The organism is Streptomyces tanashiensis (genome assembly GCF_014648895.1).
Taxonomy (GTDB): Bacteria; Actinomycetota; Actinomycetes; order Streptomycetales; family Streptomycetaceae; genus Streptomyces; species Streptomyces tanashiensis.
This window is the reverse complement of sequence record NZ_BMRZ01000011.1, coordinates 180,767-205,088: the sequence shown is the minus strand read 5'-3', so window position 1 is coordinate 205,088 and position 24,322 is coordinate 180,767. Positions and strand designations below refer to the sequence as shown.

22 protein-coding genes are annotated in these 24,322 nt (G+C 70.7%); 11 read left to right on the top strand and 11 right to left on the bottom strand.

The features are described 5' to 3' along the window. Nucleotides 1–23: 23 nt before the first annotated feature. Complete coding sequence (locus tag IE237_RS28180; RefSeq protein WP_189804925.1) at nt 24–887, bottom strand: GNAT family N-acetyltransferase; 864 nt, start codon at nt 885–887, stop codon at nt 24–26. 113 nt (nt 888–1,000) lie between these two features. Here IE237_RS28180 and IE237_RS28175 point away from each other — a divergent pair, with 113 nt between their 5' ends. Further along, a complete protein-coding gene (locus tag IE237_RS28175; protein WP_189804924.1) occupies nt 1,001–1,654 on the top strand; it encodes an HAD family hydrolase in 654 nt (217 codons plus the stop codon). A 105-nt stretch (nt 1,655–1,759) separates the two neighbouring features. After that, complete coding sequence (locus IE237_RS28170; protein WP_370468295.1) at nt 1,760–2,953, top strand: globin domain-containing protein; 1,194 nt, start codon at nt 1,760–1,762, stop codon at nt 2,951–2,953. Nucleotides 2,954–2,985: 32 nt separating this feature from the next. Here IE237_RS28170 and IE237_RS28165 read toward each other — a convergent pair whose 3' ends face one another. From IE237_RS28165 to IE237_RS28145, 5 genes are all read right to left on the bottom strand, one after another. Further along, nucleotides 2,986–3,465, bottom strand: coding sequence for an NUDIX domain-containing protein (locus IE237_RS28165; protein WP_189804923.1), 480 nt, complete (start codon nt 3,463–3,465; stop codon nt 2,986–2,988). A 35-nt stretch (nt 3,466–3,500) separates the two neighbouring features. Next, nucleotides 3,501–4,397 carry a LysR family transcriptional regulator gene (locus IE237_RS28160; protein ID WP_189804922.1) on the bottom strand — a complete coding sequence of 299 codons (897 nt, stop codon included), beginning with the start codon at nt 4,395–4,397 and terminating at the stop codon, nt 3,501–3,503. A gap of 229 nt (nt 4,398–4,626) precedes the next feature. Beyond that, a complete protein-coding gene (locus IE237_RS28155; RefSeq protein ID WP_189804921.1) occupies nt 4,627–5,766 on the bottom strand; it encodes a cystathionine gamma-lyase in 1,140 nt (379 codons plus the stop codon). Further along, nucleotides 5,763–6,254, bottom strand: a complete 492-nt coding sequence (locus IE237_RS28150; protein ID WP_189804920.1) for a low molecular weight protein-tyrosine-phosphatase — start codon at nt 6,252–6,254, stop codon at nt 5,763–5,765. The genes IE237_RS28155 and IE237_RS28150 overlap by 4 nt, the downstream gene beginning before the upstream one ends. 9 nt (nt 6,255–6,263) lie before the next feature. Further along, nucleotides 6,264–6,641 carry a phage holin family protein gene (locus IE237_RS28145; RefSeq protein ID WP_189804919.1) on the bottom strand — a complete coding sequence of 126 codons (378 nt, stop codon included), beginning with the start codon at nt 6,639–6,641 and terminating at the stop codon, nt 6,264–6,266. A 50-nt stretch (nt 6,642–6,691) separates the two neighbouring features. On the opposite strand from IE237_RS28145, the gene IE237_RS28140 reads away from it, so the two are divergent. The 4 genes from IE237_RS28140 to IE237_RS28125 all read left to right on the top strand — a co-directional run bounded on the left by IE237_RS28140 (nt 6,692) and on the right by IE237_RS28125 (nt 8,959). Next, on the top strand, nt 6,692–7,009 hold the full coding sequence (locus IE237_RS28140) for a cupin domain-containing protein (protein WP_041130210.1): 318 nt from the start codon (nt 6,692–6,694) through the stop codon (nt 7,007–7,009). A gap of 144 nt (nt 7,010–7,153) precedes the next feature. Beyond that, nucleotides 7,154–7,372, top strand: a complete 219-nt coding sequence (locus IE237_RS28135) for a DUF5326 family protein (protein WP_189804918.1) — start codon at nt 7,154–7,156, stop codon at nt 7,370–7,372. A gap of 243 nt (nt 7,373–7,615) precedes the next feature. Continuing rightward, nucleotides 7,616–8,380 carry an IclR family transcriptional regulator gene (locus IE237_RS28130; RefSeq protein ID WP_189804917.1) on the top strand — a complete coding sequence of 255 codons (765 nt, stop codon included), beginning with the start codon at nt 7,616–7,618 and terminating at the stop codon, nt 8,378–8,380. A gap of 138 nt (nt 8,381–8,518) precedes the next feature. Continuing rightward, nucleotides 8,519–8,959, top strand: coding sequence for an SsgA family sporulation/cell division regulator (locus IE237_RS28125; RefSeq protein WP_189804987.1), 441 nt, complete (start codon nt 8,519–8,521; stop codon nt 8,957–8,959). 143 nt (nt 8,960–9,102) lie between these two features. Here the strand turns inward: IE237_RS28125 and IE237_RS28120 are convergent, their stop codons facing one another. Then, nucleotides 9,103–10,485, bottom strand: a complete 1,383-nt coding sequence (locus tag IE237_RS28120; RefSeq protein ID WP_189804916.1) for a YibE/F family protein — start codon at nt 10,483–10,485, stop codon at nt 9,103–9,105. 199 nt (nt 10,486–10,684) lie between these two features. Between IE237_RS28120 and thiC the strand changes: the two genes are divergently transcribed. Next, on the top strand, nt 10,685–12,469 hold the full coding sequence (gene thiC / locus IE237_RS28115; protein ID WP_229842929.1) for a phosphomethylpyrimidine synthase ThiC: 1,785 nt from the start codon (nt 10,685–10,687) through the stop codon (nt 12,467–12,469). A gap of 19 nt (nt 12,470–12,488) precedes the next feature. Here thiC and IE237_RS28110 read toward each other — a convergent pair whose 3' ends face one another. The 3 genes from IE237_RS28110 to IE237_RS28100 form a co-directional block, all read right to left on the bottom strand. After that, nucleotides 12,489–13,130 (bottom strand): hypothetical protein, encoded by a 642-nt coding sequence (locus IE237_RS28110; RefSeq protein WP_189804915.1) that lies wholly within the window; start codon nt 13,128–13,130, stop codon nt 12,489–12,491. 159 nt (nt 13,131–13,289) lie between these two features. After that, a complete protein-coding gene (locus tag IE237_RS28105; protein ID WP_189804914.1) occupies nt 13,290–14,744 on the bottom strand; it encodes a metallophosphoesterase in 1,455 nt (484 codons plus the stop codon). Nucleotides 14,745–15,030: 286 nt separating this feature from the next. Then, nucleotides 15,031–16,137 (bottom strand): LacI family DNA-binding transcriptional regulator, encoded by a 1,107-nt coding sequence (locus IE237_RS28100; RefSeq protein WP_041130217.1) that lies wholly within the window; start codon nt 16,135–16,137, stop codon nt 15,031–15,033. A gap of 391 nt (nt 16,138–16,528) precedes the next feature. Here IE237_RS28100 and hisC point away from each other — a divergent pair, with 391 nt between their 5' ends. Then, complete coding sequence (gene hisC, locus IE237_RS28095; protein ID WP_189804913.1) at nt 16,529–17,623, top strand: histidinol-phosphate transaminase; 1,095 nt, start codon at nt 16,529–16,531, stop codon at nt 17,621–17,623. On the opposite strand, the gene IE237_RS28090 is transcribed toward hisC, so the two are convergent. Next, entirely contained in the window at nt 17,624–18,004 is a 381-nt protein-coding gene (locus IE237_RS28090) for a cyclophilin-like fold protein (protein WP_189804912.1), read from the bottom strand. Nucleotides 18,005–18,208: 204 nt separating this feature from the next. Here IE237_RS28090 and IE237_RS28085 point away from each other — a divergent pair, with 204 nt between their 5' ends. The 3 genes from IE237_RS28085 to cydD are packed head-to-tail and all read left to right on the top strand — an operon-like array spanning nt 18,209 to nt 24,311. Beyond that, entirely contained in the window at nt 18,209–19,717 is a 1,509-nt protein-coding gene (locus IE237_RS28085; protein ID WP_189804911.1) for a cytochrome ubiquinol oxidase subunit I, read from the top strand. 18 nt (nt 19,718–19,735) lie between these two features. Further along, nucleotides 19,736–20,737: a cytochrome d ubiquinol oxidase subunit II gene (cydB, locus tag IE237_RS28080; protein ID WP_189804910.1), complete on the top strand. Its 1,002-nt coding sequence runs from the start codon at nt 19,736–19,738 to the stop codon at nt 20,735–20,737. 31 nt (nt 20,738–20,768) lie between these two features. Beyond that, nucleotides 20,769–24,311: a thiol reductant ABC exporter subunit CydD gene (cydD, locus tag IE237_RS28075; protein ID WP_189804909.1), complete on the top strand. Its 3,543-nt coding sequence runs from the start codon at nt 20,769–20,771 to the stop codon at nt 24,309–24,311. Nucleotides 24,312–24,322: the final 11 nt, after the last annotated feature.

Here is a 24,322-nt window from a genome sequence, read left to right as displayed (position 1 = left end):
ATAATGCGCGTCTGCAAGTAAAACTATCCGGCGGCGACCGTCAGGGGAGCGAAGCGGCGGCGCCAGTCGCCGGGGAGGTCGGGCAGGGAGCGGATCATCACCGCGTTGGTGGCGATCGTGTCGATGCCGTTCTCCTTCGCCCAGCTCAGCAGCGAGGTGTGGCGCACATCGATGTCGGTGCGCAGCGGGCGGTCGGTGGCGGCCGCGAGGGAGGCGATCAGGGCCTGGGCCGTGCCGGGGTCCCGGGCGATCAGAGGGCCGATCACATGGGTGTCCATATTGGGCCAGGCGGCCGCGAAGCCGGTGATCTCGCCGTCCCGTTCCGCGACGCGGAGGTGGTCGGCGAACGCGGGGAGCCGGGCGATGATGTGGGTGCGGTCGAGACCGAAGACCTCGTGGTCCAGGCGCAGGATCGCCGGGAGGTCCTCCGCCGTCGCCGGGCGGACCGGAACGTCCGGGGCGGGCGCGGTGAAGGTGAAGCGCCCGCGCACCATCTCCGCCCGGCTCGTCTCGGTGAAGCCCAGCTGCTCGTAGAGAGGCTGCCCGTTCGCCGTGGCGTGCAGCGTGAGCGGGGTGTCCCCGGCTTCCGCCAGGACGTGCTGCATCAGCCGGCGCCCCACGCCCTGACGTGCGTACCGCTCGGCGACGAGCACCATGCCGATCGCGGCGAGCCCGGGACCGTACGAGGTGACCACGGAACCGGCGGCAAGGCCCGGACCGTCGGGGTCGTCGATGCCGTACCCGGTGCCCGCGGTGAGCAGCAGGCCCCACTTGTGTTCCTCACGGGGCCATCCCCGGTTCTCGGAGAGGTCGGCGCAGGCGAGGAGGTCCTCCGAGGTGAGGCGCCGGATGGGGAGCTGAGCAAGGGGTGCGGGGGGAATCGGCATGCCTTTCAGGCTGTCCGACGTGGTGATCTCCCGTCCACCTCTTTACGGGATCCGGCCGACCCTCCTGGCCGATACCCGTGGAGGCGTTGATTCCGTCCCGTCGCCCACGGACGATGTTTCACGTGAAACCCCCCACGCGACGACTGCACCTCTTCGACCTCGACGGCACTCTGATCCGGGGCTCCGCCGCCGCGGTGGAGATCTCCCGGCAACTGGGCCTGGTGGACGAGATCGCCGCCCTGGAGGAGGGGTTCCTGCGGGGGCTCACGCCGGACGAGTTCGCCGTCCAGGCCCGCGAGCTCTGGTCCGCGCTCACCCCGGAGCAGGTCGCCGCGGCCTTCGACGGGGCGCCCTGGCTGGCGGGCATCCGCGAGGTCTGGGCGGAGATCAAGGCGGCGGGAGACCACTGTGCGGTCATCTCCCTCTCGCCCGACTTCTTCGTCGAGCGGCTTCTCGACTGGGGCGTCGACACGACGCACGGTTCGCTCTGGCCGGCGGTCCCCTTCACCGAGCCGATCCACCGGCCCGGCATCCTCGACGCGCGAGCGAAGGTGCGGATCGCGAAGGAGCTCTGTGCGGGGTACGGAGTGACCACTGCCGACTGCGTCGCGTACGGGGACTCGATGTCCGACGCGGAGCTCTTCGCGATCGTGCCGGAGAGCGTGGCCGTGAACGCGGACCACCATCTCGCCGGGCTTTACCGCCACAGCTACTCCGGAGGGGACCTGCGCGAGGCCTACGCCCTGGTCCGAAACAGCGCAGCCTAGCCAGAAAACCGGGCCTATGGCCCGAGAACGCCACTTTCTGTCCCTAGCGCGGGCCGGAAGCGCCATGCTGCGACCACGGAAGCCGGCCAGCGCAAGGCGAGGCACATGATGGATGCTCCGACCACCACCACGGAAGAGCGGGGGCTCCCGGCCGCGGACGGGAAGGAACCCCGAATACCCGGAGAACCTTCCGCCGATGCCGTGCTCGTCCGTCGTACCCTGGCGGAGATCGCACCGGTCGCCGACCGGGTGACCTCGTACTTCTACGCCCTGCTCTTCATCCGGCACCCCGAGCTGCGCGAGATGTTCCCCGCGGCCATGGACACCCAGCGGGACCGGCTGCTGAAAGCCCTCCTGACGGCGGCCGAGCACATGGACGACGCCCCGGTCCTCACCGCGTACCTGGAGAACCTCGGCAGGGGCCACCGGAAGTACGGCACCCAGGCGACCCAGTATCCGGCCGTCGGCGAGGCCCTCATCGGTGCTCTCGTGCGGTACGCGGAGAAGAGCTGGGACGAGGAGACCGAGGCGGCCTGGGTCCGGACGTACACGACGATCTCCCAGATCATGATCGACGCGGCCGCGGAGAACGAGCGGACCGCGCCCGCCTGGTGGCAGGCGGAGGTGGTCTCCCACGACCTGCGCACCCCGGACATCGCCGTCGTCACGCTCAGGCCCGACCGGCCGTACCCCTTCCTCGCCGGGCAGTACACGACGCTGGAGACCCCGTGGTGGCCCCGGATATGGCGCCACTACTCCTTCGCCGCCGCGCCCCGGCCGGACGGGCTGCTGTCCCTCCACGTCAAGGCCGTCCCGGCCGGCTGGGTGTCCAACGCGCTGGTCCACCGGGCGCGCCCCGGAGACCTGCTGCGGCTCGGTCCGCCGGCCGGCTCCATGACGGTCGACCACTCCACGGACACCGGCCTGCTCTGCATGGGCGGCGGCACCGGCATAGCGCCGATCAAGGCGCTGGTCGAGGACGTCGCCGAACACGGGGACCGGCGCCCGGTCGACGTCTTCTACGGGGCGCGCAGCGGCCACGACCTCTACGACATCGACACCATGCTGCGGCTCCAGAAGACCTTCCCGTGGCTCTCGGTCCACGCGGTCACCGAGGAGCAGGGGAGGCTGCCGGAAGCGGTCTGCCGCTACGGCCCGTGGAACGAACGCGACGCGTACCTCTCGGGCCCGCTCGACATGGTCCGCCGAGGAGTCGACGCACTGCGGGGAGCGGGGGTCCCCTCGGACCGTATCCGCCACGACTTCCTGGCGGAGCTCGCCCCCGCGACGGCCGGCTAGGGCCTGTCCGGTGGATCAGGGTCGGATGGGCCCTAGCCCAGGTCGGGGGCGTGCATCGCGCGGACGCCCTCGATGTTGCCGTCGAGGTAGTGGCGCAGGGAGAGCGGGACGAGGTGCACGGCGGCGATGCCGACCCGGCTGAAGGGCACCCGGACGATCTCGTACTCGCCGACGGGTTCCTCCATCTCGGGACCGTGCCGCAGCGAGGTGTCCATGGAGCCGAGCCGGCACACGAAGAAGTGCTGGACCTTCACCCCGGAGACCCCGCCGTCGACGATGTGCTCCACGGTGTCGACGAAGCAGGGCACCACATCGGTGATCTTGGCGCCGAGCTCTTCGAGCACCTCGCGGTGCAGGGCCTCGACGACGGTGGCGTCGGTGGGCTCCACGCCGCCGCCGGGCGTGAGCCAGTAGGGATCCATCCCGGGCTTGGTCCGCTTGATGAGGATCAGGTCGTCCCCGTCGAGCAGGATGGCGCGTGCGGTGCGCTTGATCACGGGCCGTTCGGTCATGGGAAGAAAATGGCCCGTCCGAGGTGTCCTGAAACTCACCAGGCCCCGGCCGCCCGCAGCAGCTCCTCGTGGGCCCGCGCGAGGGGGGACAGCGCGAGCGTCCCCGTACGCGCGACGAGGAAGTAGGTCCGGAGCGGAGGGACCGGGGGTTCGAGCAGTGCCACGAGCCGGCCCTGCCGCAGGGCCTCCTCGCACAGATAGCGCGGCAGGACGGCGAGCCCCGCGCCGGAGGCGGCGGAATCCCGCACGGCCCGCAGGTCGGGGGCGATGACGGTCGCGGCGGCCGCCGGTTTGGTCTCGAAGACGCTCGCCCAGTAGCGGGAGACGAAGGGCAGCGACTCGTGCACCTCGACGACCGGCAGCTGTTCCAGGAGCACCGCGCCCTCGCCCATGAGCACCTCGGGGGAGAGCCGGGCGGCCCAGCGTGGGGCCGCGACGAGGACGTGCTCCTCGTCGCAGAGCGGAGTGGAGACCAGCAGACCGCCGCGTGGGCGGGCGGTGGAGATGGCCAGATCGTGATGGCCCGCGGCGAGCCCGTCGAGGATCTCGTCCGTGTCGCCGAGGAAGGAGGCCCGCACGGCGAGCCCCTGGCCGACCAGAGGGGTGAGGGCGGGCAGCGCCCGGAGCGCGGTGAACTCCGGGGGCCCGGCGAGATGGAGGGTGCGGACGCCGCTCTGCTCGTCGAGGCCGGTCTCGGCGATCTCCACCAGGGCGTCCAGATGGGGCGCCGCGCGGTGCGCGAGTTCGTCGCCGATGGTGGTCGCGGTGACTCCGCGCGCCTGTCTGAGGAAGAGCGGCCGCCCCAGCTGGCGCTCCAGCGTCCGGATCTGGCTGGTGACGGCGGGCTGGGAGAGGCCCAGGAGTGCGGCGGCGCGGGTGAAGGAGCCGGCCCGGTGCACCGTGACGAACGTGCGCAGCAGGGCCAGATCCATGTCCGCCCCCTCCCGGCCGTGCGGCCGTTCGACTCAGGCGGTCGGCTGACTGCGCCTCAGGACCGTCCAACTATAAATAAGTCGATAGGTCGCTGTCGCTACCGTGATTGGACACTGACGCACAGTCAACTAGCCTTGTGCAGGCGGTCTCCGCGCGTGGAACCGAGGTCGTTCCGAGCCACGAGGGGGGAGGCTCGGAGCGCCCTCGGTCCGTGCGCTCAGCCCCTGGTCAGCTCGCGCTCCCGGCCTCGTCGAGGGCGCGCAGCACATCGGCGATCAGGTCCTCCGGGTCCTCGGCCCCGACCGAGAAGCGGATGAAGCCCTCCGCGACCGCGTCCCCGCCCCAGCGCCCGCGCCGTTCCGCCGTGGAGCGCACACCGCCGAAACTGGTGGCGTCGTCGACGAGCCGCAGCTCCTCCAGGAACCGCTCGGCCCGCTTCCGGTCCGCCAGTTCGAAGGAGACCACCGGGCCGAAACGCCGCATCTGCCGGGAGGCCACCGCGTGCGAGGGGTCGTCGGGCAGCCCGGGGTAGCGCAGCCCGGTCACGTCCGCGCGCTCGGCCAGCGTCTTCGCCAGCGTGAGCGCGGTGGAGCACTGCCGGTCGATCCGCAGCTGGAGCGTGGCGAGCGAGCGGTGGGCGAGCCAGGCCTCCATGGGACCGGGGATCGCGCCGACGATCTTGCGCCAGCGCCGTACCTCCGCCGCAAGTCGGGGATCCCGGCAGCTCACATGGCCGAGCAGGATGTCACCGTGCCCGGTCATGCCCTTGGTGTCGCTGGCGACGGAGAAGTCCGCGCCCAGGGCGAGCGGGCGCTGGCCGAGCGGGGTGGCGAGGGTGTTGTCGACGGCGACGAGCGCCCCGGCCGCGTGCGCCTCCCGCACCAGACGGCGGATGTCGCAGACGTCGAGACCGGGGTTGGACGGGGTCTCGATCCACAGCAGCCTGGCCCCGTCGAGTACGGAGAGCTGGGCGTCGCCGCCGGTCGGCGCGGTGCGGACCTCGACGCCGTACGCCCGCAGCTGCTCGTGCAGCAGGGGCAGGGCCTGGTAGCCGTCGGACGGCAGCACCACCGCGTCGCCGGTCTTGAGCTGGGAGAGGAGGACGGCGGAGATCGCGGCCATGCCGGACGCGAAGACCAGGGTCTCCACGTTCTCCTCCCCCGGCGCCTCCAGCTCGCCGATCGCCCGCTCCAGATGGGTCCAGGTGGGGTTCTCGTCGCGGCCGTAGGTGTACGGGCCGGTCGGCTCGCCCGGCAGGTGGAAGTGGGCCGCGAAGACCGGCCCCGGCAGGGTCGGTTCGTACTTCACGGGCTCGGGCAGCCCCGCCCGTACCGCCCGTGTGCCGTCGCCGAGTCGGTCGTCCGTCACGGTGTCCTGTCCTCCAGTTCCGCACGTACGGCCGCGAGCAGTCCCTCGCTCGCGGCCTCCACCATCTCCAGGCACTCCTCGAACTCCTCGCGGCCCCCGTAGTAGGGGTCGGGGACGTCGAGCCCGGCCCCGGCGGCCGGATCGTAGGAGCGCAGGAGTCGTATTCTCGCCGCCTCGTCGGGGGTGCGGGCGAGCTCCCGGAGCTCCCGCAGATGCCCCTCGTCCAGGGCGATCACCAGGTCGAGGGCGGGGAACCACGAGGACCGGAACCGCCGGGCGGTGTGCTCGGAGGTGTATCCGTTCTCGTCGAGCACGGAGACCGTGCGCGGATCGGCGCCGTCGCCCTCGTGCCAGCCTCCGGTGCCGGCGCTGTCGACCACCACCAGACCGTCGAGGCCGGCCTCCTCCACCCGGCGGCGGAAGACGTGCTCGGCCATCGGCGAGCGGCAGATGTTGCCCGTGCAGACGAAGCAGACGCGGTAGGCCATGGTCGCCCCTCAGTCGCCGTCGGGGAGCACGACGTTCAGCGCCCACGAGACGACGGAGATGATCAGGCCGCCCAGAACGGCGGTCCAGAAGCCCTCCACATGGAAGCTGAGGTTGAACAGATCGGCCAGCCAGGACGTGAGGAGCAGCATCAGGGCGTTGACCACCAGGGTGATCAGGCCGAGCGTCAGGATGAAGAGCGGAAGCGTCAGCAGTTTGACGATCGGCTTGACCAGGACGTTCACCAGTCCGAAGACAAGGGCGACGAGAATGAGGGTCAGGGCCTTCTTGCCGGTGCTCTCACCGGTGAGGGTGATGTCCTGGAGCAGCCAGATGGCGACTCCCAGGGCGCCCGCGTTCGCGAGCGTCTTGACTACGAAATTCTTCATGTGTCTGATCGTGGCAGACGTGATCGGGCACAGGCAGGGGCGAGCAGGCGATGAAGGCATTCCGGCTGGACGAACTGGAGGCGGAGCGCGCCGCGAACAAGGGTGCGTACCTCCAGTTCCTGCGGGAGCGGAACATGTCGGTGGGCCTGTACGCGCTGGACGCCGGAGAGCTCGACCCTCAGCGGCCGCACGGCCAGGACGAGGTGTACTTCGTGGTCAGCGGCCGGGCGGCGATCACGGTCGGGACGGAGACGACCCAGGTGGCGCGGGGCAGCGTGGTCTATGTGCCGGCCGGGGTGGAGCACAGGTTCCACCACATCAGCGAGGACCTGCGGGTCATGGTGGTCTTCTCGCCCCCGGAGGGCTGAGGGTCGGAGGACCCCGAGCCCCTAGGGGGTGGATCAGGGGAGAGCGGGGGCCGCGGGACCCCCACGGGCTTCCTCCCGCCCCTAGCCTTGAGGGTGTTCGGCGCACAGCGTGCCGGGCGGTTCTTCGAGAGCGAGGTAGGGACGATGGCCGTACAGGAGATTCTCGCGGGGATGCCCTGGTGGGTGAAGTGGGTCGCCATACCCGCCCTCGCCCTGATCGTCTTCGGCGGGCTGATCACCAGCGTCCTGGCCTTCGTGGTCGGTCTGCTCTTCAAGGTGCTGCTCTTCGCGGCCCTCGTCGCCGGACTGATCTACGTCGTCCGGAAGTTCAGCTCCTCCGGCAAGTCGCGCGAGGACTGGTAGCACAAGCTACTCATCGGTATGAAGCCGATGGTGGGCATTAGCCCGGGCGGGGGAACGCGCTGGTCGAATCAGGGTATGGGCCCTGGGGCTGCCACTAGAGTGGAATCTCTCCGCCGTGTTGGGGACTACAGGCGTAGACCTCCGTGCTGACCAGCGGTTTCCCAGGCCCGGCGGGCGCGCGGGGGCGGCCCCCGCGGGCGGGTGCGATGCACCCGTCGTCACGCCTGGGGGTGACCTTTGGCCATGGCTACGCAGACGGCTGCGCCTACCCTGATCGGCTCGGTGCAGCGAGCGCTGAGACTCCTGGAGGCCGTGGCCTCCCATGCGGAGGGCGCTCCGGCCAAACAGCTCGCCCGTGAGACGGGCCTTCCGCTGCCCACCACGTACCACCTGCTCCGCACCCTGACGCACGAGGGCTATCTGGTCCGCGACAAGGGTGTGTTCGTCCTGGGCGACGCCGCCGTCCGACTGGCCGGCGGCGGAGACGTGCAGAATCGTCGCATCAAGATCGAAGACTCCCTCGCCCACTGGCGGGACGAGATCGGTGTACCCATTTACTTCGCCCTCTACCGCGAGGGGGAGATCGAACTCGTCGCGGTCGCCGACACCCCTTCCGCCCCCGCAGTGGAGGAATGGGCCGATTTCCGCGAGACCGCGCACGCGCACGCGATCGGGCAGTGCCTGCTGAGTCAACTCGATCTGAAATCTCGTCAAGACCACCTCGACCGCCACCCGGTGGAAGCCATCACTCCGTACACGGTGCGTAACCAGCGCGCCTTTTTGGAGCGTTTGGGCAGTTTGGGGCGAATGGAACCCGTGGTGGAGCGTCAGGAATATGCACTCGGCACGGTCTGTGCCGCGATCCCCATCACCGCGGGCTCCGCGGCGGCCACGATGGCCATTTCCCTCCCCCTTCACCAGGAAGAACGGTTGCTCCCAGCAGTCGAGCGGCTACGCACGGAGATCGGGAGGCTCTTCAGTTCCCTCGCGTTCTCTATCAGTATCTGAAAAATCACTCCTTGTGATCTGCTAGCGCGTACAGCACGATTGCGTCAAGAGGGCCACGGGGGATCATTCCTGGCCGTTTCGGTCACAGCTTTCAGCAGCTGTGTTTACACAACTGCTTCATCTACTGCGGGGTACATGATGCGAGAGTCGGTTCAGGCCGAGGTCCTGATGAGCTTCCTCGTCTCCGAGGAGCTCTCCTTCAAGATCCCGGTCGAACTCCGATATGAGACCCGGGATCCCTACGCGGTGCGGATGACCTTCCACCTTCCCGGAGACGCGCCTGTGACCTGGGCGTTCGGAAGGGAACTGCTGCTCGACGGGATCAACCGGCCGAGTGGGGACGGGGATGTGCACATCGCTCCCACGGAGCCGGAGGGGCTCTCGGACGTCTCCATCCGGCTCCAGGTGGGGGGCGATCGCGCGCTCTTCCGGGCCAGCGCGCCGCCTCTGGTCGCCTTCCTCGACCGAACGGACAAGCTGGTTCCGCTCGGTCAGGAACGGACACTCGGTGACTTCGAGGATCACCTGGAGGCCGCACTGGGCCGGATTCTGGCCGAAGAGAACGCCGGCCCTGCCTGAACAGGCCCCGCCCAGCGGGCACCTGCCTGAGCAGGCCTCCGCCTGTACGCGCACCAGCCTGAACACGCCCCGCCTGAGCGGCTGTCCCGTTCGAGCCGGACCCTCCCCGAGCCGGGCCGGCCCGAACCTTCGGCACGCACGCCTCACTTGGCGCGGCGGCGCCGCCCTCCCCGCACCGCCGCGGGCTTCCCGCCCTCGGGCGACGGCCGGTCGGCGGAGACGACCAGGGCCGCGAGCGCCGTGGTGACCGGGACGGACGCCACCAGACCGATCGAACCGACCAGCGTCCGGACGATCTCCTCGGCGACCAGCTCGCTGTTGGCCACCGTCCCCATGCTGCTCTGCGCGATGGAGAACAGCAGCAGCAGCGGCAGGGCGGCACCCGCGTAGGCGAGCACCAGCGTGTTCACGACCGAGGCGATGTGGTCGCGGCCGATCCGGATCGCCGCCCGGTACAGGCGGCGCGGCCCCATGCCCGGATCGGCCTGGTGCAGCTCCCACACGGCCGAGGTCTGGGTGACCGTCACGTCGTCGAGCACACCGAGCGATCCGATGATGATCCCGGCCAGGAGCAGGCCCGACATGTCGATCTCCGGGTACAGGCCGTGGATCAGGCCGGTGTTGTCGTCGGTGTTGCCGGAGAGCGACGCCCAGTCGATGAAGACCGAGCCGAGCAGACCGATCAGCATCAGCGAGATCAGCGTGCCGAGCACCGCGACCGAGGTGCGGGCCGAGAGCCCGTGACACATGTAGAGCGCGATCAGCATGATCGCGCTCGACCCGACCACCGCCACGACCAGCGGATTCGACCCCTCCAGGATCGCCGGCAGGATGAAGAGCGTCAGCACCAGGAAGCTCGCGGCGAGCGCGATGAGCGCCATCACACCGCGCATGCGGCCGACGAGCACCACGACGACGGCGAAGATCCCGGCGAGCACCGCCAGCGGGACCTTCCGGTTCACATCGGTCACCGAGTACTGCAGGTCGTGCGGGGCGTCGGGGGCGTACGCCACCACCACGCCCTGGCCCTCGTGCAGTTGCCGCGGCGCGTCCGGCTGCACGATCTCGACGAACCTGCGGCCCTTGTCCGGGCCGCTGGTGACCTCGACCGTCGCCTTCCCGCACTGCCCCTGCTGGGCGTTGACCGCCTCGCGCCCCTCCGGAGTGGAGGTGTCGCCGGTCGGCGGGACCTGGGCGGCGTTCACGTCCTTGCAGTCGACGTGCTCGACGGAGACGACCTCGCCCTGCTCGGTCTGCCGGTCGAAGCCGACTCCGGTGCGCTCGTGCGCCGGGGTGCCGCCGGGCCACAGGACCACGAGCCCGACCACGACGGCGGTGGCGAAGGGGATCAGGACCGCGGCGATGACCTTGCGCAGATGCCGTGAGACCGGGGCGGCGGGCCCGTGACCGTGGCTGTGGCCGTGCCCGCCTCCGTGCCCGTGGGAGGGTCCGGAACCGTGCCCGGAACCGTGTCCGTGCCCGTGGGCGTGTCCGTGCGGCTCGGGGGTCTGTTGGGGGGAAGTCACCGACCGATCATCGCAAGAACGATGGGGGCCCACTGTTCAGCACGCCAGGGATGACGCTAGCGTGGTGGCACCTTTGCACACGCGGGAGCTCGGAGCACCGGGCTGAGAGGGCGCTGATCACCGTACGCACGTACGGGAGGAGGCTGCGCCGACCGCCGAACCTGTTACCGGGTAATGCCGGCGTAGGGAGATCGGTCTCATGACCATTCAGGATGCACGCACGCCTGCCTCCGACCAGAACCAGACCGACGGGCAGGAGCGCACGCCGGGCTGGCACAAGGGGTACGTCCAGGGCTCCCGCCCCGACCTCCGGGTGCCCGTCCGCCAGGTGCACCTCACCAACGGCAAGGACGTCACGCTGTACGACACGTCCGGGCCGTACACCGACCCCGCCATCGACACCGATGTCCGCCGGGGCCTTCCGCCGCTGCGCGAGAACTGGATCATCGCGCGCGGTGACACCGAGGAGTACGCGGGCCGCCCGGCCCGCCCCGAGGACGACGGCATCAAGCACACCTCGCCGCGCGGCGGCGGGCTGAAGAACCTCGACGCCGTCTTCCCCGGCCGCCCCCGCCTGCCGCGCCGAGGCCGCTCCGGCCAGGCGGTGACCCAGCTCGCGTACGCCCGCCGGGGGGAGATCACCCCGGAGATGGAGTACGTGGCGATCCGCGAGAACGTCTCCCCCGAGGTCGTACGGGAGGAGATCGCCGCGGGCCGCGCGGTGCTGCCGGCGAACGTGAACCACCCGGAGATCGAGCCGATGATCATCGGCAAGCGGTTCCTGGTGAAGGTCAACGCCAACATCGGCAACTCCGCCGTCACCTCCTCCATCGAGGAGGAGGTGGAGAAGATGACCTGGGCGACCAAGTGGGGCGCCGACACGGTCATGGACCTCTCCACCGGCCGCAACATCCACACCACCCGCGAGTGGGTGCTGCGCAACTCCCCCGTGCCGATCGGCACCGTGCCGCTCTACCAGGCCCTGGAGAAGGTCGACGGCAGGGCCGAGGACCTGACCTGGGAGATCTACAAGGACACGGTCATCGAGCAGGCCGAGCAGGGCGTCGACTACATGACGGTCCACGCCGGCGTGCTCCTGCCCTACGTGCCGCTCACCGCGCGCCGCAAGACCGGCATCGTCTCGCGCGGCGGCTCGATCATGGCCGCCTGGTGTCTCGCGCACCACAAGGAGAACTTCCTCTACACGAACTTCGAGGAGCTCTGCGAGATCCTGGCGGCGTACGACGTCACGTACTCGCTCGGCGACGGTCTGCGCCCCGGCTCGATCGCGGACGCCAACGACGAGGCGCAGTTCGCCGAGCTGAAGACCCTCGGCGAGCTGAACACGATCGCCAAGCGCCACAACGTGCAGACGATGATCGAGGGCCCGGGCCACGTCCCGATGCACAAGATCAAGGAGAACATCGACCTCCAGCAGGAGATCTGCGAGGAGGCGCCGTTCTACACGCTCGGCCCGCTGACCACGGACGTCGCGCCCGCGTACGACCACATCACCTCGGGCATCGGCGCGGCGATGATCGCCTGGTGGGGCACGGCGATGCTCTGCTACGTCACGCCCAAGGAGCACCTGGGCCTGCCGAACAAGGACGACGTGAAGACGGGCGTCATCACGTACAAGATCGCGGCGCACGCGGCGGACCTCGCCAAGGGGCACCCGGGCGCGCAGGAGTGGGACGACGCGCTGTCGGACGCGCGGTTCGAGTTCCGCTGGGAGGACCAGTTCAACCTGGCGCTCGACCCGGACACCGCGCGCGAGTTCCACGACGAGACGCTCCCCGCGGAGCCCGCGAAGACCGCGCACTTCTGCTCGATGTGCGGTCCGAAGTTCTGCTCGATGAAGATCTCCCAGGACATCCGGCGTGAGCACGGCGGTACGCAGCAGGAGATCGAGGCCGGGATGGCGGAGAAGTCGAAGGAGTTCGCGGCGAGCGGCAACCGCGTCTACCTGCCGCTGGCCGAGTAGGTCCCGGGCCCCGCGCCCCTCAGGGCTTCGTCGCGTCCGGTGGTGCGGTCGCGGCGAGGGCGTCCCTGACGAAGGGGAGGATGCCGCGCTCCAGGAGGGCGTGGCGCCAGGCCTCCCGGGCGCGGGAGAGTTCGTCGTCGGCCGCGGCGGTCCCGTCCGCCGCGGCCGGGCTGTTGCGCAGGGCGGTCAGGAGGAGTCCGGCGCCCGCGCTGAGCAGGCCGGCGGCGGCGAGGGCGGCGAAGACGAAGCCGGCCGTCAGCAGGGTCCCGCCGAACACCACCGTGGGGGCGAGGGCGTGCAGGACGGCCCCGACCAGCAGGAGTATCGCGGCGGCGGTGCCCGCGAGGACCGGCACCATCACGGTGACGATGGCGACGACGCCGGCGCCGCCCGTGCCGGGGTCCGCCAGGGGAGCGCGGGGCGCGGCGGGGGCCCGGCTCTGCTCGCGGACCTTCACGAAGTGGTCGTACTCGCTCGCCGCGGCGGTGGTGACGAGCGCTGTCGCGTTCAGCGTCATGGCGCGCAGCTGCGCGACCGTGAGCCGCGTTCCGACTCCGGCGAGATCCGGACGTGCGTGGGCGGTGCTCAGTGCGTCGTCGAGGAGCCGCTCGTACTCGGCGCGGTCCTCGGTCAGCAGGTGCGGAGCCACGTTCATGTGCATCCCCCGATGCTCCGTAGGCCCGGATCAGCCGTGGGAAACGGTCGGTTGGGCGGAAACGGAGGAGAGCCTGCTACGGATGACCCGATGGTATTGCGGTGACGCCACGGCCTGACAGGGTGTTTCCGGAAATCGACTTCCCCGGATGCGCAGGGTTATGCGTCAGCCGTTCAGGGGGAGTTGGACGACCAGTAGCTTTCCGGCCATGGTCACTCCGCCGTCCATGGCGATGGCGAGACCGTCGGCGTACACGTGCGGTCCGTCGACGACCGGGCCGCCGTTGTCCTCGCCGTCCTCCGTGCCGACCTGGCCGAGGAGGTACGGGATGGGGCTGTGACCGTGGACGATCCGGCTGCCGCCGTAGGTGGAGAGCAGCTCCTGGACGGCCTGCGGTCCGGCGTCGTCGCGGAACGCGAAGCGCTTGGTGAACTTCCGGAAGACGTCCCAGACCTCGTCGGCGTCGTTCCGGTTGAGGATCTCGTGGACGGTGTCGTTGACGTCCTCGATGGTCTGTCCGTAGTCGAGGTACGCGGTGGTGTCGGAGTGCACGAGGAGGTGGTCGTCCTCGCGCACCACGGCGTCCAGCCGGGACATCCACTGGAGGTGGACGTCCTGGAGCCGGTCCATGTCGTACTTCTGCCCGCCGTTGAGCAGCCAGGCGGCCTGGAAGGTGGCGGTGCCCGCGCCGGAGTTGACGGGCGTGTCGCCGAAGCGCTTGGCGCCGATGAGCAGCAGCTCGTGGTTGCCCATGAGGGCCTTGCAGTAGCCGCCCGCGGCGGCGGCCTCGGCGGAGAGGCGCATGACGAGGTCGATGACGCCGATGCCGTCGGGGCCGCGGTCGGTGAAGTCGCCGAGGAACCAGAGCCGGGCGTTGCCCGCGGACCAGCTGCCGTTCTCGTCGATGAGGCCCTGGGCGCGGAGGGCGGCGAGGAGCTCGTCGAGGTAGCCGTGGACGTCGCCGACGACGTAGAGGGGGCCGGGTCCGTCGCCGTTCGCGGGTTCCGGGGCGGGGGCCGGCTCGGGGGTGACCGGGACCTGGACGGTGTCGCCGCGCTTGATGACCGGGAGGTCGCGCTCGGTCGGGGTGTACCCCTCGGGCGCCTGTCCCTCGGGGAAGGCGTTGCCGGGGTGGCCGGTGGCGACGGAGACGATGGAGGAGGCGGCCGCTCCCGCGTACGCCGGAGCGAGGCGGTGGCCCAGGTGCAGGGTCGGATCGGCGGGCATGGGCGCGGGGGCCGGCGGCGCCGGTACGGACGCGGGGGCCGGCGGTGCGGCGGGCGGTGCCGGTACGGACACGGCGGGCGGTGCCGGTACGGACACGGCGGGCGGTGCCGGTACGGACGCGGCTGGGAGGGCCTCGGCCGGCGGGGTCGGCACCCGGACGGCCTCGACCGGTGAGGGGGCGACCGGGGGCAGGGGCACGGCGGACACCGGGTGTTCGGCGGGAGCCGGGTGTTCGGCCGGCACGTGCTCGACGGCCGGAGCCACCGGCGGTTCCTCCGGGGAGGGCGGTTCGGCGGCATGGCCCTGCACGGGCACGCGGGCGTACGGCGGTACGCGGAAGTCACGCAATGTCGCCGTGCGTACCACGGGCTCCTGACCGGCCCCCTGAGTCATCGACCCCTCCACCACCGTCGCGATGCCCTGCACATCGCGGACCGGCCTGGTCGGGGTGGTCCGCGGTGTCGTCCGCCCATCATAGGAATGAGCGTCCTCCTGTGTGACGCACCAGGGGTGGTGAATCCGGGTCCACTCCGGGTTAACCGGTTGTTTCGCCCGAATTGAGAAGGTCCAGTCCAGGGTTGAGGCCGGTACGGTGACCGGTTTCGCCGTCCCTGCCCACGGGCAGGGGCGGGGACGGCGGGTCGGATGACGGCGGGTTCGGGCGCCGCCGCCCGTGGGATCAGTCCTTCGCGGGTGAGCGCGGCGGGCTGACCGTGGTGCGCGGCGAACGCCGCTGCGAGGAGGTGCGGACGATGAGTTCGGTCGGTATCACCTGCTCGACCGGACCGTCGGTGTCGATCCCCTCGATGGCGTCGATGAGGAGCTGGACGACGGCCGTGCCGATCCGGCGCGGTTTGAGCGAGAGCGTCGTGATGGGCGGTTCGGTGGTGGCGTAGACGGTCGACTCGCTGCAGCAGACCAGCAGCAGGTCGTCCGGGACGCGCAGTCCGTAGCGGCGGGCGGCCGCGAGGAGGTCGGTTCCGTTGGGGTCGAAGAGGCCGTACACGGCGTCGGGGCGGTCGGGGCGGGCGAGCAGCCGGTCGGCCGCGACGGCGCCCGCGCACGGGTCGTGCGCCGGATAGGCCTCGTAGACGGGGTCCTGGCCGACCCGCTCGCACCAGTTGAGGTACGCGGTGGTGGACAGGCGGGTGTAGGTGTCGGTGGTGGTTCCGGTGAGGAGGCCGATCCGGCGGGCGCCGGCGTCGGCGAGGTGGTCGAGCAGGTCGAGGACGGCGGCTTCGTGGTCGTTGTCGACCCAGGCGGTGACCGGGAGGGTGCCGGCGGGGCGTCCGTCGGAGACGACGGGCAGGCCCTGGCGGACCAGCTCGGTGACGACCGGGTCGTGGTCGGAGGGGTCGATGACGACGGTGCCGTCGAGGGCGACGTTCGACCAGACGTCATGGCGGGAGGTGGCGGGGAGGATGACCAGGGCGTAGCCCCGGGCGAGTGCCGCCGATGTGGCTGCTCTGGCCATCTCCGCGAAGTACGCGAATTCGGTGAAGGTGAAAGGTTCATCCCCGTACGTGGTCACGGTCAGGCCGATGAGTCCCGACTTGCCGGTACGGAGCGTGCGGGCCGCCGCGGATGGGCGGTAGCCCAGCCTGTCGGCGACCTCGCGGACGTGGCGGCGGGTGGCGTCCGGGAGTCGGCCCTTGCCGTTGAGCGCGTCGGAGACAGTCGTGATGGAGACCCCGGCGGCGGCGGCCACGTCCCGGATGCCTGCCCGGCCCTGCCGGCTTCCCCGGGTCTGTGCCCGGCTCACCTGGTGCTTCCCTGCTGCTGTCATGGCGAGCCGATAGTAGGGCGATGAGGGGCGGTCGGGACGGCCGCATATGCAGGCGTTGACAGGCACGTTTCTGCATGATCGAAAAGGCTCAAAGGGCGTGGAATCAAAGGTAGTTACGGCCAACGGCGTGCGATCTATGCCCATCGAACGGCGTAGGCCTGGCGAGGGGGCGAGGTCTCGAAGAGGTCTCAACTCACCTCTACGGGGGATGCGCGCCACGGCGCCCGCCACCGGCGCACGCCACCCGGACGCGCGCTCCCCCTCGCCGGGTGCGGGCGAGCGGCCGTTTCCACAGCGTGTCCCTCCTGTTGTCCACAGCCCATTCGCAGCGGAGGCGAATCCTCTTAAGGTGAGCAGTATTGGCGGTACGGACGGTCGAGGAGGCCACACTGTGAGCGAGACCAGCGGGACGAGCACCGGCAGCCCCAAGCTGCGCGCCGAGCTGGACGGCGTCCCCACCTACAAGCCGGGCAAGCCGGCCGCCGCGGGCGGTCCCGTGGCCTTCAAGCTGTCCTCCAACGAGAACCCGTACCCGCCGCTGCCGGGGGTCATGGAGACCACGCTGGCCGCCGCCGCGAACTTCAACCGGTACCCGGACATGGCCTGCACCGGCCTGACGGAGGAGCTGGCGAACCGGTTCGGCGTGCCCGTGTCGCACCTGGCCACCGGCACCGGCTCGGTCGGTGTCGCGCAGTCGCTGCTCCAGTCCACCTCGGGCCCGGGCGACGAGGTGATCTACGCCTGGCGCTCCTTCGAGGCGTACCCGATCATCACGCAGATCAGCGGCGCCACCTCGGTGCAGGTGCCGCTGACCGAGGGCGAGGTGCACGACCTCGACGCGATGGCGGAGGCGATCACCGACCGGACCCGGCTGATCTTCGTCTGCAACCCCAACAACCCCACGGGCACCGCGGTGCGCCGGGCGGAGCTGGAGCGCTTCCTGGACCGGGTGCCCTCCGACGTCCTGGTCGTGATCGACGAGGCGTACCGGGAGTTCGTCCGCGACACCGACATCCCGGACGGCATCGAGCTCTACCGGGACCGGCCGAACGTTGCGGTGCTGCGCACCTTCTCCAAGGCGTACGGCCTGGCGGGGCTGCGGGTCGGCTTCGCGGTCGCCCACGAGCCGGTGGCGGCGGCGCTGCGCAAGACGGCGGTGCCGTTCGGCGTGAGCCAGCTGGCGCAGGACGCGGCGGTGGCCTCGCTGCGGGCCGAGGACGAACTGCTCGGGCGGGTGGGCTCGTTGGTGGCCGAGCGCGAGCGGGTCCATGCGGGGCTCGTGGCCCAGGGCTGGACCGTGCCGGACACCCAGGCGAACTTCGTCTGGCTGCGGCTCGGCGAGCGGACCATGGACTTTGCGGCGGAGTGCGAGCGGCACGGCGTGATGGTGCGGCCGTTCGCGGGCGAGGGAGTGCGCGTCACGATCGGTGAGACCGAGGCGAACGACCTGTTCCTGAAGGCTGCGGAGGGCTTCCGCAAGGGCTGATCAGTCCGAGACGAGTTCCACGCGGATCGGGTCGCCGTCCCTGACGCCGGCCAGGATCCGCGGGTCTCCGTCGAGCGCCCCGAGCAGATTGCAGGGGCTCGCGAGCCGGCATTCCTCTCCCCGTGAGATCGGGGTGGGGCCGTAGGGGAGGGCGAGCGCGTCGCCCTCCGTCCAGAAGGCCACGGTGCCGGGCTCGACGACCTGGCGCGCGCCGTCCTCGACCGAGGCGGAGACCGGCGTGTCGAAGTAGACCTCCTCGCCCCAGGTCCGGGCGGTGGAGGAGATCGGGAGGGCTCCCGCGAGCGCCGTGCTCGTGGGGGTCTCCTCCAGGGTGGCCGTGGTGTGTCCGGCCGGCCAGATGATGCGTATCCGAAGGGTCATGCCCCGGATTCAACAATATGTTGAAGGTCCTGGGAAGAGGCGACCTTCGGCAGGGGGACCCCGACTGAAGGTACGGATTTCGTATGAGCCATAATTGCTTGTGAATGTGAACGCGTTCACAAGCGTGTCCTGTTCTTCCCGAAATTTGTGGGATTAACAGGGCAAACTGCCGATGTGACCACGGCGATGTAAGGAGAAAACGCAGTGGACCTCGCTCTGGCGCCAGAGACTCTGGCGCGCTGGCAGTTCGGCATCACCACCGTCTACCACTTCCTCTTCGTCCCCCTGACGATCTCCCTCGCCGCGCTCACCGCCGGGCTCCAGACCGCCTGGGTGCGCACGGAGAACGAGAAGTACCTCAGGGCGACGAAGTTCTGGGGCAAGCTCTTCCTGATCAACATCGCCATGGGCGTGGTCACCGGAATCGTGCAGGAGTTCCAGTTCGGGATGAACTGGTCCGACTACTCGCGCTTCGTCGGCGACATCTTCGGCGCCCCGCTCGCCTTCGAGGCGCTGATCGCCTTCTTCTTCGAGTCGACCTTCATCGGTCTGTGGATCTTCGGCTGGGACAAGCTGCCGAAGAAGATCCACCTCGCCTGCATCTGGATGGTGTCGATCGGCACGATCCTCTCCGCGTACTTCATCCTGGCCGCCAACTCCTGGATGCAGCACCCCGTGGGCTACCGGATCAACGAGGAGCGCGGACGGGCGGAGCTCACCGACTTCTGGCTCGTGCTCACCCAGAACACCGCGCTCACGCAGTTCTTCCACACGATGACGGCGGCGTTCCTGGTCGGCGGAGCGTTCATGGTGGGCATCTCCGCGTTCCACCTGGCGCGCAAGAAGCACATCCCGATCATGCGGACCTCGCTGCGGCTCGGCCTGATCACCCTGATCATCGCCGGCCTCGGCACCGCCATCAGCGGCGACCTGCTCGGCAAGGTCATGTTCAAGCAGCAGCCGATGAAGATGGCCGCCGCCGAGGCGCTCTGGGACGGCGAGGCCCCCGCGCCCTTCTCGGTCTTCGCCTACGGCGACGTCGAGAAGGGCCACAACACGGTCGCCATAGAGATCCCGGGCCTGCTGTCCTTCCTCGCGAACGACGACTTCAGCTCGTACGTCCCGGGCATCAACGACGTGAACAAGGCCGAGCAGGAGAAGTTCGGGCCCGGCGACTACCGGCCCAACATCCCCGTCGCCTACTGGGGCTTCCGCTGGATGATCGGCTTCGGCATGGCCTCCCTGGGCATCGGCATGCTGGGTCTCTGGCTGACGCGGAAGAAGTTCATGCTGGCACCGGGGCTGAGGACCGGTGAGGACGAGGTGCCGAACCTGGTCCTGTTCAAGCGGAAGGCGCTCAGCCCCCGCCTGGGCAAGTGGTACTGGATCGTCGCCCTCTGGACGATGGCGTTCCCGCTGATCGCCAACTCCTGGGGCTGGATCTTCACCGAGATGGGCCGCCAGCCCTGGGTCGTCTACGGCGTGCTGCGCACCCGTGACGCGGTCTCCCCCGGCACCACCACCGGCGAAGTGCTCACCTCGATGATCATCTTCACGGCGCTCTACGCCGCCCTCGCCGTGATCGAGGTCAAGCTCCTCGTCAAGTACGTCAAGGCGGGCCCGCCGGAGCTCACCGAGGACGACCTCAACCCGCCCACCAAGATCGGCGGGGACTCTCGTGACCCCGACCGCCCCATGGCCTTCTCGTACTGAGGCTCAGGAGATCGAGGCATGGAACTCCACGACGTCTGGTTCGTACTCATCGCCGTCCTCTGGACCGGCTACTTCTTCCTCGAAGGCTTCGACTTCGGGGTCGGGATCCTGACCAAGCTGCTCGCCCGTGACCGGGTCGAGAAGCGGGTCCTCATCAACACCATCGGACCCGTCTGGGACGGCAACGAGGTGTGGCTGCTCACCGCCGGCGGAGCGACCTTCGCCGCGTTCCCCGAGTGGTACGCGACGCTCTTCTCCGGCTTCTACCTGCCGCTGCTGATCATCCTGGTCTGCCTGATCATCCGGGGCGTCGCCTTCGAGTACCGGGTGAAGCGGCCCGAGGAGAACTGGCAGCGCAACTGGGAGCAGGCGATCTTCTGGACCTCGCTGATCCCCGCGTTCCTCTGGGGCGTGGCCTTCGGCAACATCGTCCGGGGCGTGAAGATCGACGCGGACATGGAGTTCGTCGGCAGCTTCTGGGACCTGCTCAACCCGTACGCGCTCCTCGGCGGCCTGGTCACGCTCACGCTCTTCACCTTCCACGGCGCGGTCTTCGCCTCGCTCAAGACGGTCGGGGACATCCGCGCGAGGGCACGGGCGTTCGCGCTCAAGCTGGGTCTGGTCACGGCGGTCCTCGCCCTGGGCTTCCTGATCTGGACCCAGGTCGACACGGGAGACAGCTGGAGCCTCGCGGCGATGCTGGTCGCCGCGGTGGCGCTCGTCGGCGCGATCGCCGCCATCAAGGCGGGGCGCGAGGGCTGGTCGTTCGCGCTCTCGGGCATCACGATCGCCGCGGCGGTGGCGATGCTCTTCCTCGCCCTCTTCCCGGACGTCATGCCGTCTTCGCTCAACCCCGAGTGGAGCCTTACCGTGACGAACGCGTCGTCGAGCCCCTACACGCTCAAGATCATGACCTGGTGCGCGGCGATCGCGACCCCGCTGGTGCTGCTCTACCAGAGCTGGACCTACTGGGTGTTCCGCAAGCGCATCGGTACGCAGCACATCGCCGACGCCCACTAGGGCCGACGCTCTCCAGAGGGGCATGTTTCACGTGAAACCGATCGATCCGCGCCTGCTCCGATACGCCAGGGCCACGCGTCTCTTCCTGATCGCGGTGGTCGTGCTCGGCCTCGTCGGAGCGGCGCTGGTCATCGCCCAGGCGATGCTCATCGCCGAGATCGTGGTGGGGGCCTTCCAGAAGGCCCAGTCGGTTTCCGACCTGACCACGCCCCTGCTGCTGCTCGCCGGAGTCGCGGTGGCGCGGGGGCTGGTCTCCTGGCTGACCGAGCTCGCCGCCCACCGGGCGAGCGCGGCGGTCAAGTCCGAGCTCCGCGGCCGGCTCCTCGGCCGCGCGGCCGCCCTCGGGCCCGGGTGGCTGAGCGGCCAGAAGGCCGGTTCGCTGATCGCCCTCGCGACGCGGGGCGTGGACGCCCTCGACGACTACTTCGCCCGCTACCTGCCGCAGCTCGGCCTCGCGGTGGTCGTGCCGGCCGCGGTCCTGGCCCGGATCGTCACCGAGGACTGGGTCTCGGCGGCGATCATCGTCGTCACGCTGCCGCTCATCCCGATCTTCATGATCCTCATCGGCTGGTACACCCAGGCCCGGATGGACCGGCAGTGGAAGCTGCTCTCGCGGCTCTCCGGGCACTTCCTGGACGTGGTGGCCGGCCTTCCCACCCTCAAGATCTTCGGCCGGGCGAAGGCCCAGGCCGAGTCGATCCGCGCGATCACCTCGGAGTACCGCCAGGCGACGATGCGCACCCTGCGGATCGCCTTCATCTCCTCCTTCGCCCTGGAACTCCTGGCGACCCTGTCGGTCGCACTCGTCGCCGTGACCATCGGCACGCGCCTCGTCCACGGCGAGCTCGAGCTGTACACGGGGCTCGTCATCCTGATCCTGGCTCCCGAGGCGTACCTGCCGCTGCGCCAGGTGGGGGCGCAGTACCACGCCGCGGCGGAGGGGCTCGCGGCGGCGGAGGAGATCTTCGACGTCCTGGAACAGCCGGTACGGGACGGCGGCACGGCGGCCGTCCCGGAGTCCGTACGGCTGGAGCTCGACGGCGTGACCGTCCGTCACGAGGGACGCGCCGAGGCCTCGCTGGACGCGGCGACGCTGACGGTCGAGCCGGGCGAGACGGTGGCCCTGGTCGGGCCGAGCGGGGTCGGGAAGTCGACGCTGCTCGATGTCGTGCTCGGGTTCGCGGTGCCGGAGGAGGGCGGTTCCGTACGGGTCGGGGGCGCCGACCTGACGGCGCTCGACCTGGAGGCGTGGCGGTCCCGGATCGCCTGGGTGCCGCAGCGTCCGTACCTCTTCGCGGGGACGGTCGCCGAGAACGTCCGGCTGGCCCGGCCGGACGCCTCCGACGAGGCGGTACGGGACGCCCTGCGCGACGCCGGGGCGGACGGGTTCGTCGCGGGGCTGCCGCAGGGGCTCGACACCGTGCTCGGCGAGGACGGCACGGGGCTCTCGGCGGGGCAGCGGCAACGGCTCGCGCTCGCCCGGGCGTTCCTGGCGGACCGGCCCCTGCTGCTGCTCGACGAGCCGACGGCGGCGCTCGACGGCGCGACGGAGGCGGGCGTCGTGGAGGCGGTCCGTCGCCTCGCGGCGGGGCGGACCGTGCTGCTGGTCGTGCACCGGCCCGCGCTGCTCGCGGTCGCCGACCGGGTGGTGACGCTGGGCGGCGGCGCGGTAGGCGCGGATGCCACGGGCGCGGGGACCGCGGAAGGTGGCGGGTCCGCCGAGGGCCTCAGCCCCACCGCTCCGGCCGCCGAGGAACGGACGCCCACCGCCGGGCCGGCGGAGGAGCCGCAAACGGTCCGGAGGTCCGTGCTCGCGCGGGTGCGGAGCATGGCCGGGGAACTCAAGGGGCGGATGGCGCTCGCGCTGCTGCTCGGCGGCCTGGCCCTCGGGTCCGCCGTCGGGCTCATGGCCGTGTCCGGCTGGCTCATCTCGCGGGCCTCCGAACAGCCGCCCATCCTCTACCTGATGATGGGCTTCACCGCCACGCGCGCCTTCGGCATCGGCCGGGCCGTCTTCCGGTACGCCGAGCGTCTCGTCTCGCACGACGCCGTCCTGCGGATGCTCGCCGACCTGCGCGTCTCCGTCTTCCGGCGGCTGGAGCGGATCGCCCCCGCCGGACTGCGCCGCACCCGGCGCGGCGACCTCCTCGCGCGGCTCGTCCAGGACGTCGACGCGCTCCAGGACTACTGGCTGCGCTGGCTGCTCCCGGTGGGCACGGCACTCCTCGTGGGCATCGCCTCGGCCGGGTTCACCGCCTGGCTGCTGCCCGAGGCCGGCGCCGTCCTCGCCGTGGGCCTGCTGGTCGCGGGGATCGCCGTACCGGCGGCCGGCGGAGCCCTCGCCCGCCGGGCCGAGCGCCGGCTCTCCCCCGCGCGCGGCACCCTGGCGACCGCCGTGGCCGATCTGCTGCGCGGCTGCGCCGAACTGACCGTGGCCGGTGCGCTCCGGGGCAGGATCGAGCGCGCCCGGGACGCCGACCGCACCCTCAGCTCCATCGCCTCCCGGCAGGCCGCCGCCACCGCGCTCGGAGCCGGTCTCTCGGCCCTGGTCTGCGGTCTGACCGTCGCGGCCGCCGCGCTCGTCGGCGTCCAGGCCGTGCGGGACGGACGGCTCGACGGTGTGGTCCTCGCCGTGGTCGTCCTGACGGCGCTCGCCGCCTTCGAGGCCGTCACCGGGCTTCCGCTCGCCGTCCAGTACCGGCAGCGCGTCAAGCGCAGCGCCGAGCGGGTCTTCGAGGTGCTGGACGCCCCCGTCCCCGTACACGAGCCGCGGACGCCCGCCGCGCCCCCGGAGGTCCCGTTCCCGCTGGAGCTGGACGGGCTCTCGGCCCGGCACGCCGGGCAGGAGCGGCTCGCGCTCGACGGCTTCGCGCTCACCCTGGAGGCCGGGCGGCGGGTCGCGGTCGTCGGCGCCTCCGGCTCCGGCAAGACCACGCTCGCCCAGGTGCTGCTGAAGTTCCTGGACGTGGAGCACGGCGTGTACCGGATCGGTGGGGTGCCCGCGGGGGAGCTCGACGGCGACGCGGTCCGGCGGCTCGTCGGGCTCTGCGCCCAGGACGCCCACCTCTTCGACAGCTCCGTCCGCGAGAACCTGCGGCTCGCCAAGGTCGGGGCGGACGACGAGGAGCTGCGCGAGGCACTGCGCCGGGCCCGGCTGCTCGACTGGGTCGACGGGCTGCCCGCCGGACTCGACACCCTCGTGGGTGAGCACGGCTCCCGGCTCTCCGGCGGGCAGCGGCAGCGCCTCGCGCTCGCCCGCGCCCTCCTCGCCGACTTCCCGGTCCTCGTCCTCGACGAACCCGCCGAGCACCTGGACCTGGCCACCGCGGACGCGCTCACCGACGATCTGCTCCGGGCCACCGAGGGCCGCACCACCGTCCTCATCACCCACCGGCTGCACGGCCTCGACGCCGTCGACGAGGTGGTGGTCCTCGCCGAGGGCCGGACCGTGCAGCGCGGCCCGTACGCCGAGCTCGCGGCGGCGGACGGCCCGCTGCGCCGGATGCTGGAGCAGGAGCGCGAGACCGATCGGCTGGCCGGCACCACCACCCGGCCGACTTTTCTCGCCAAATAGGACTTACTAGG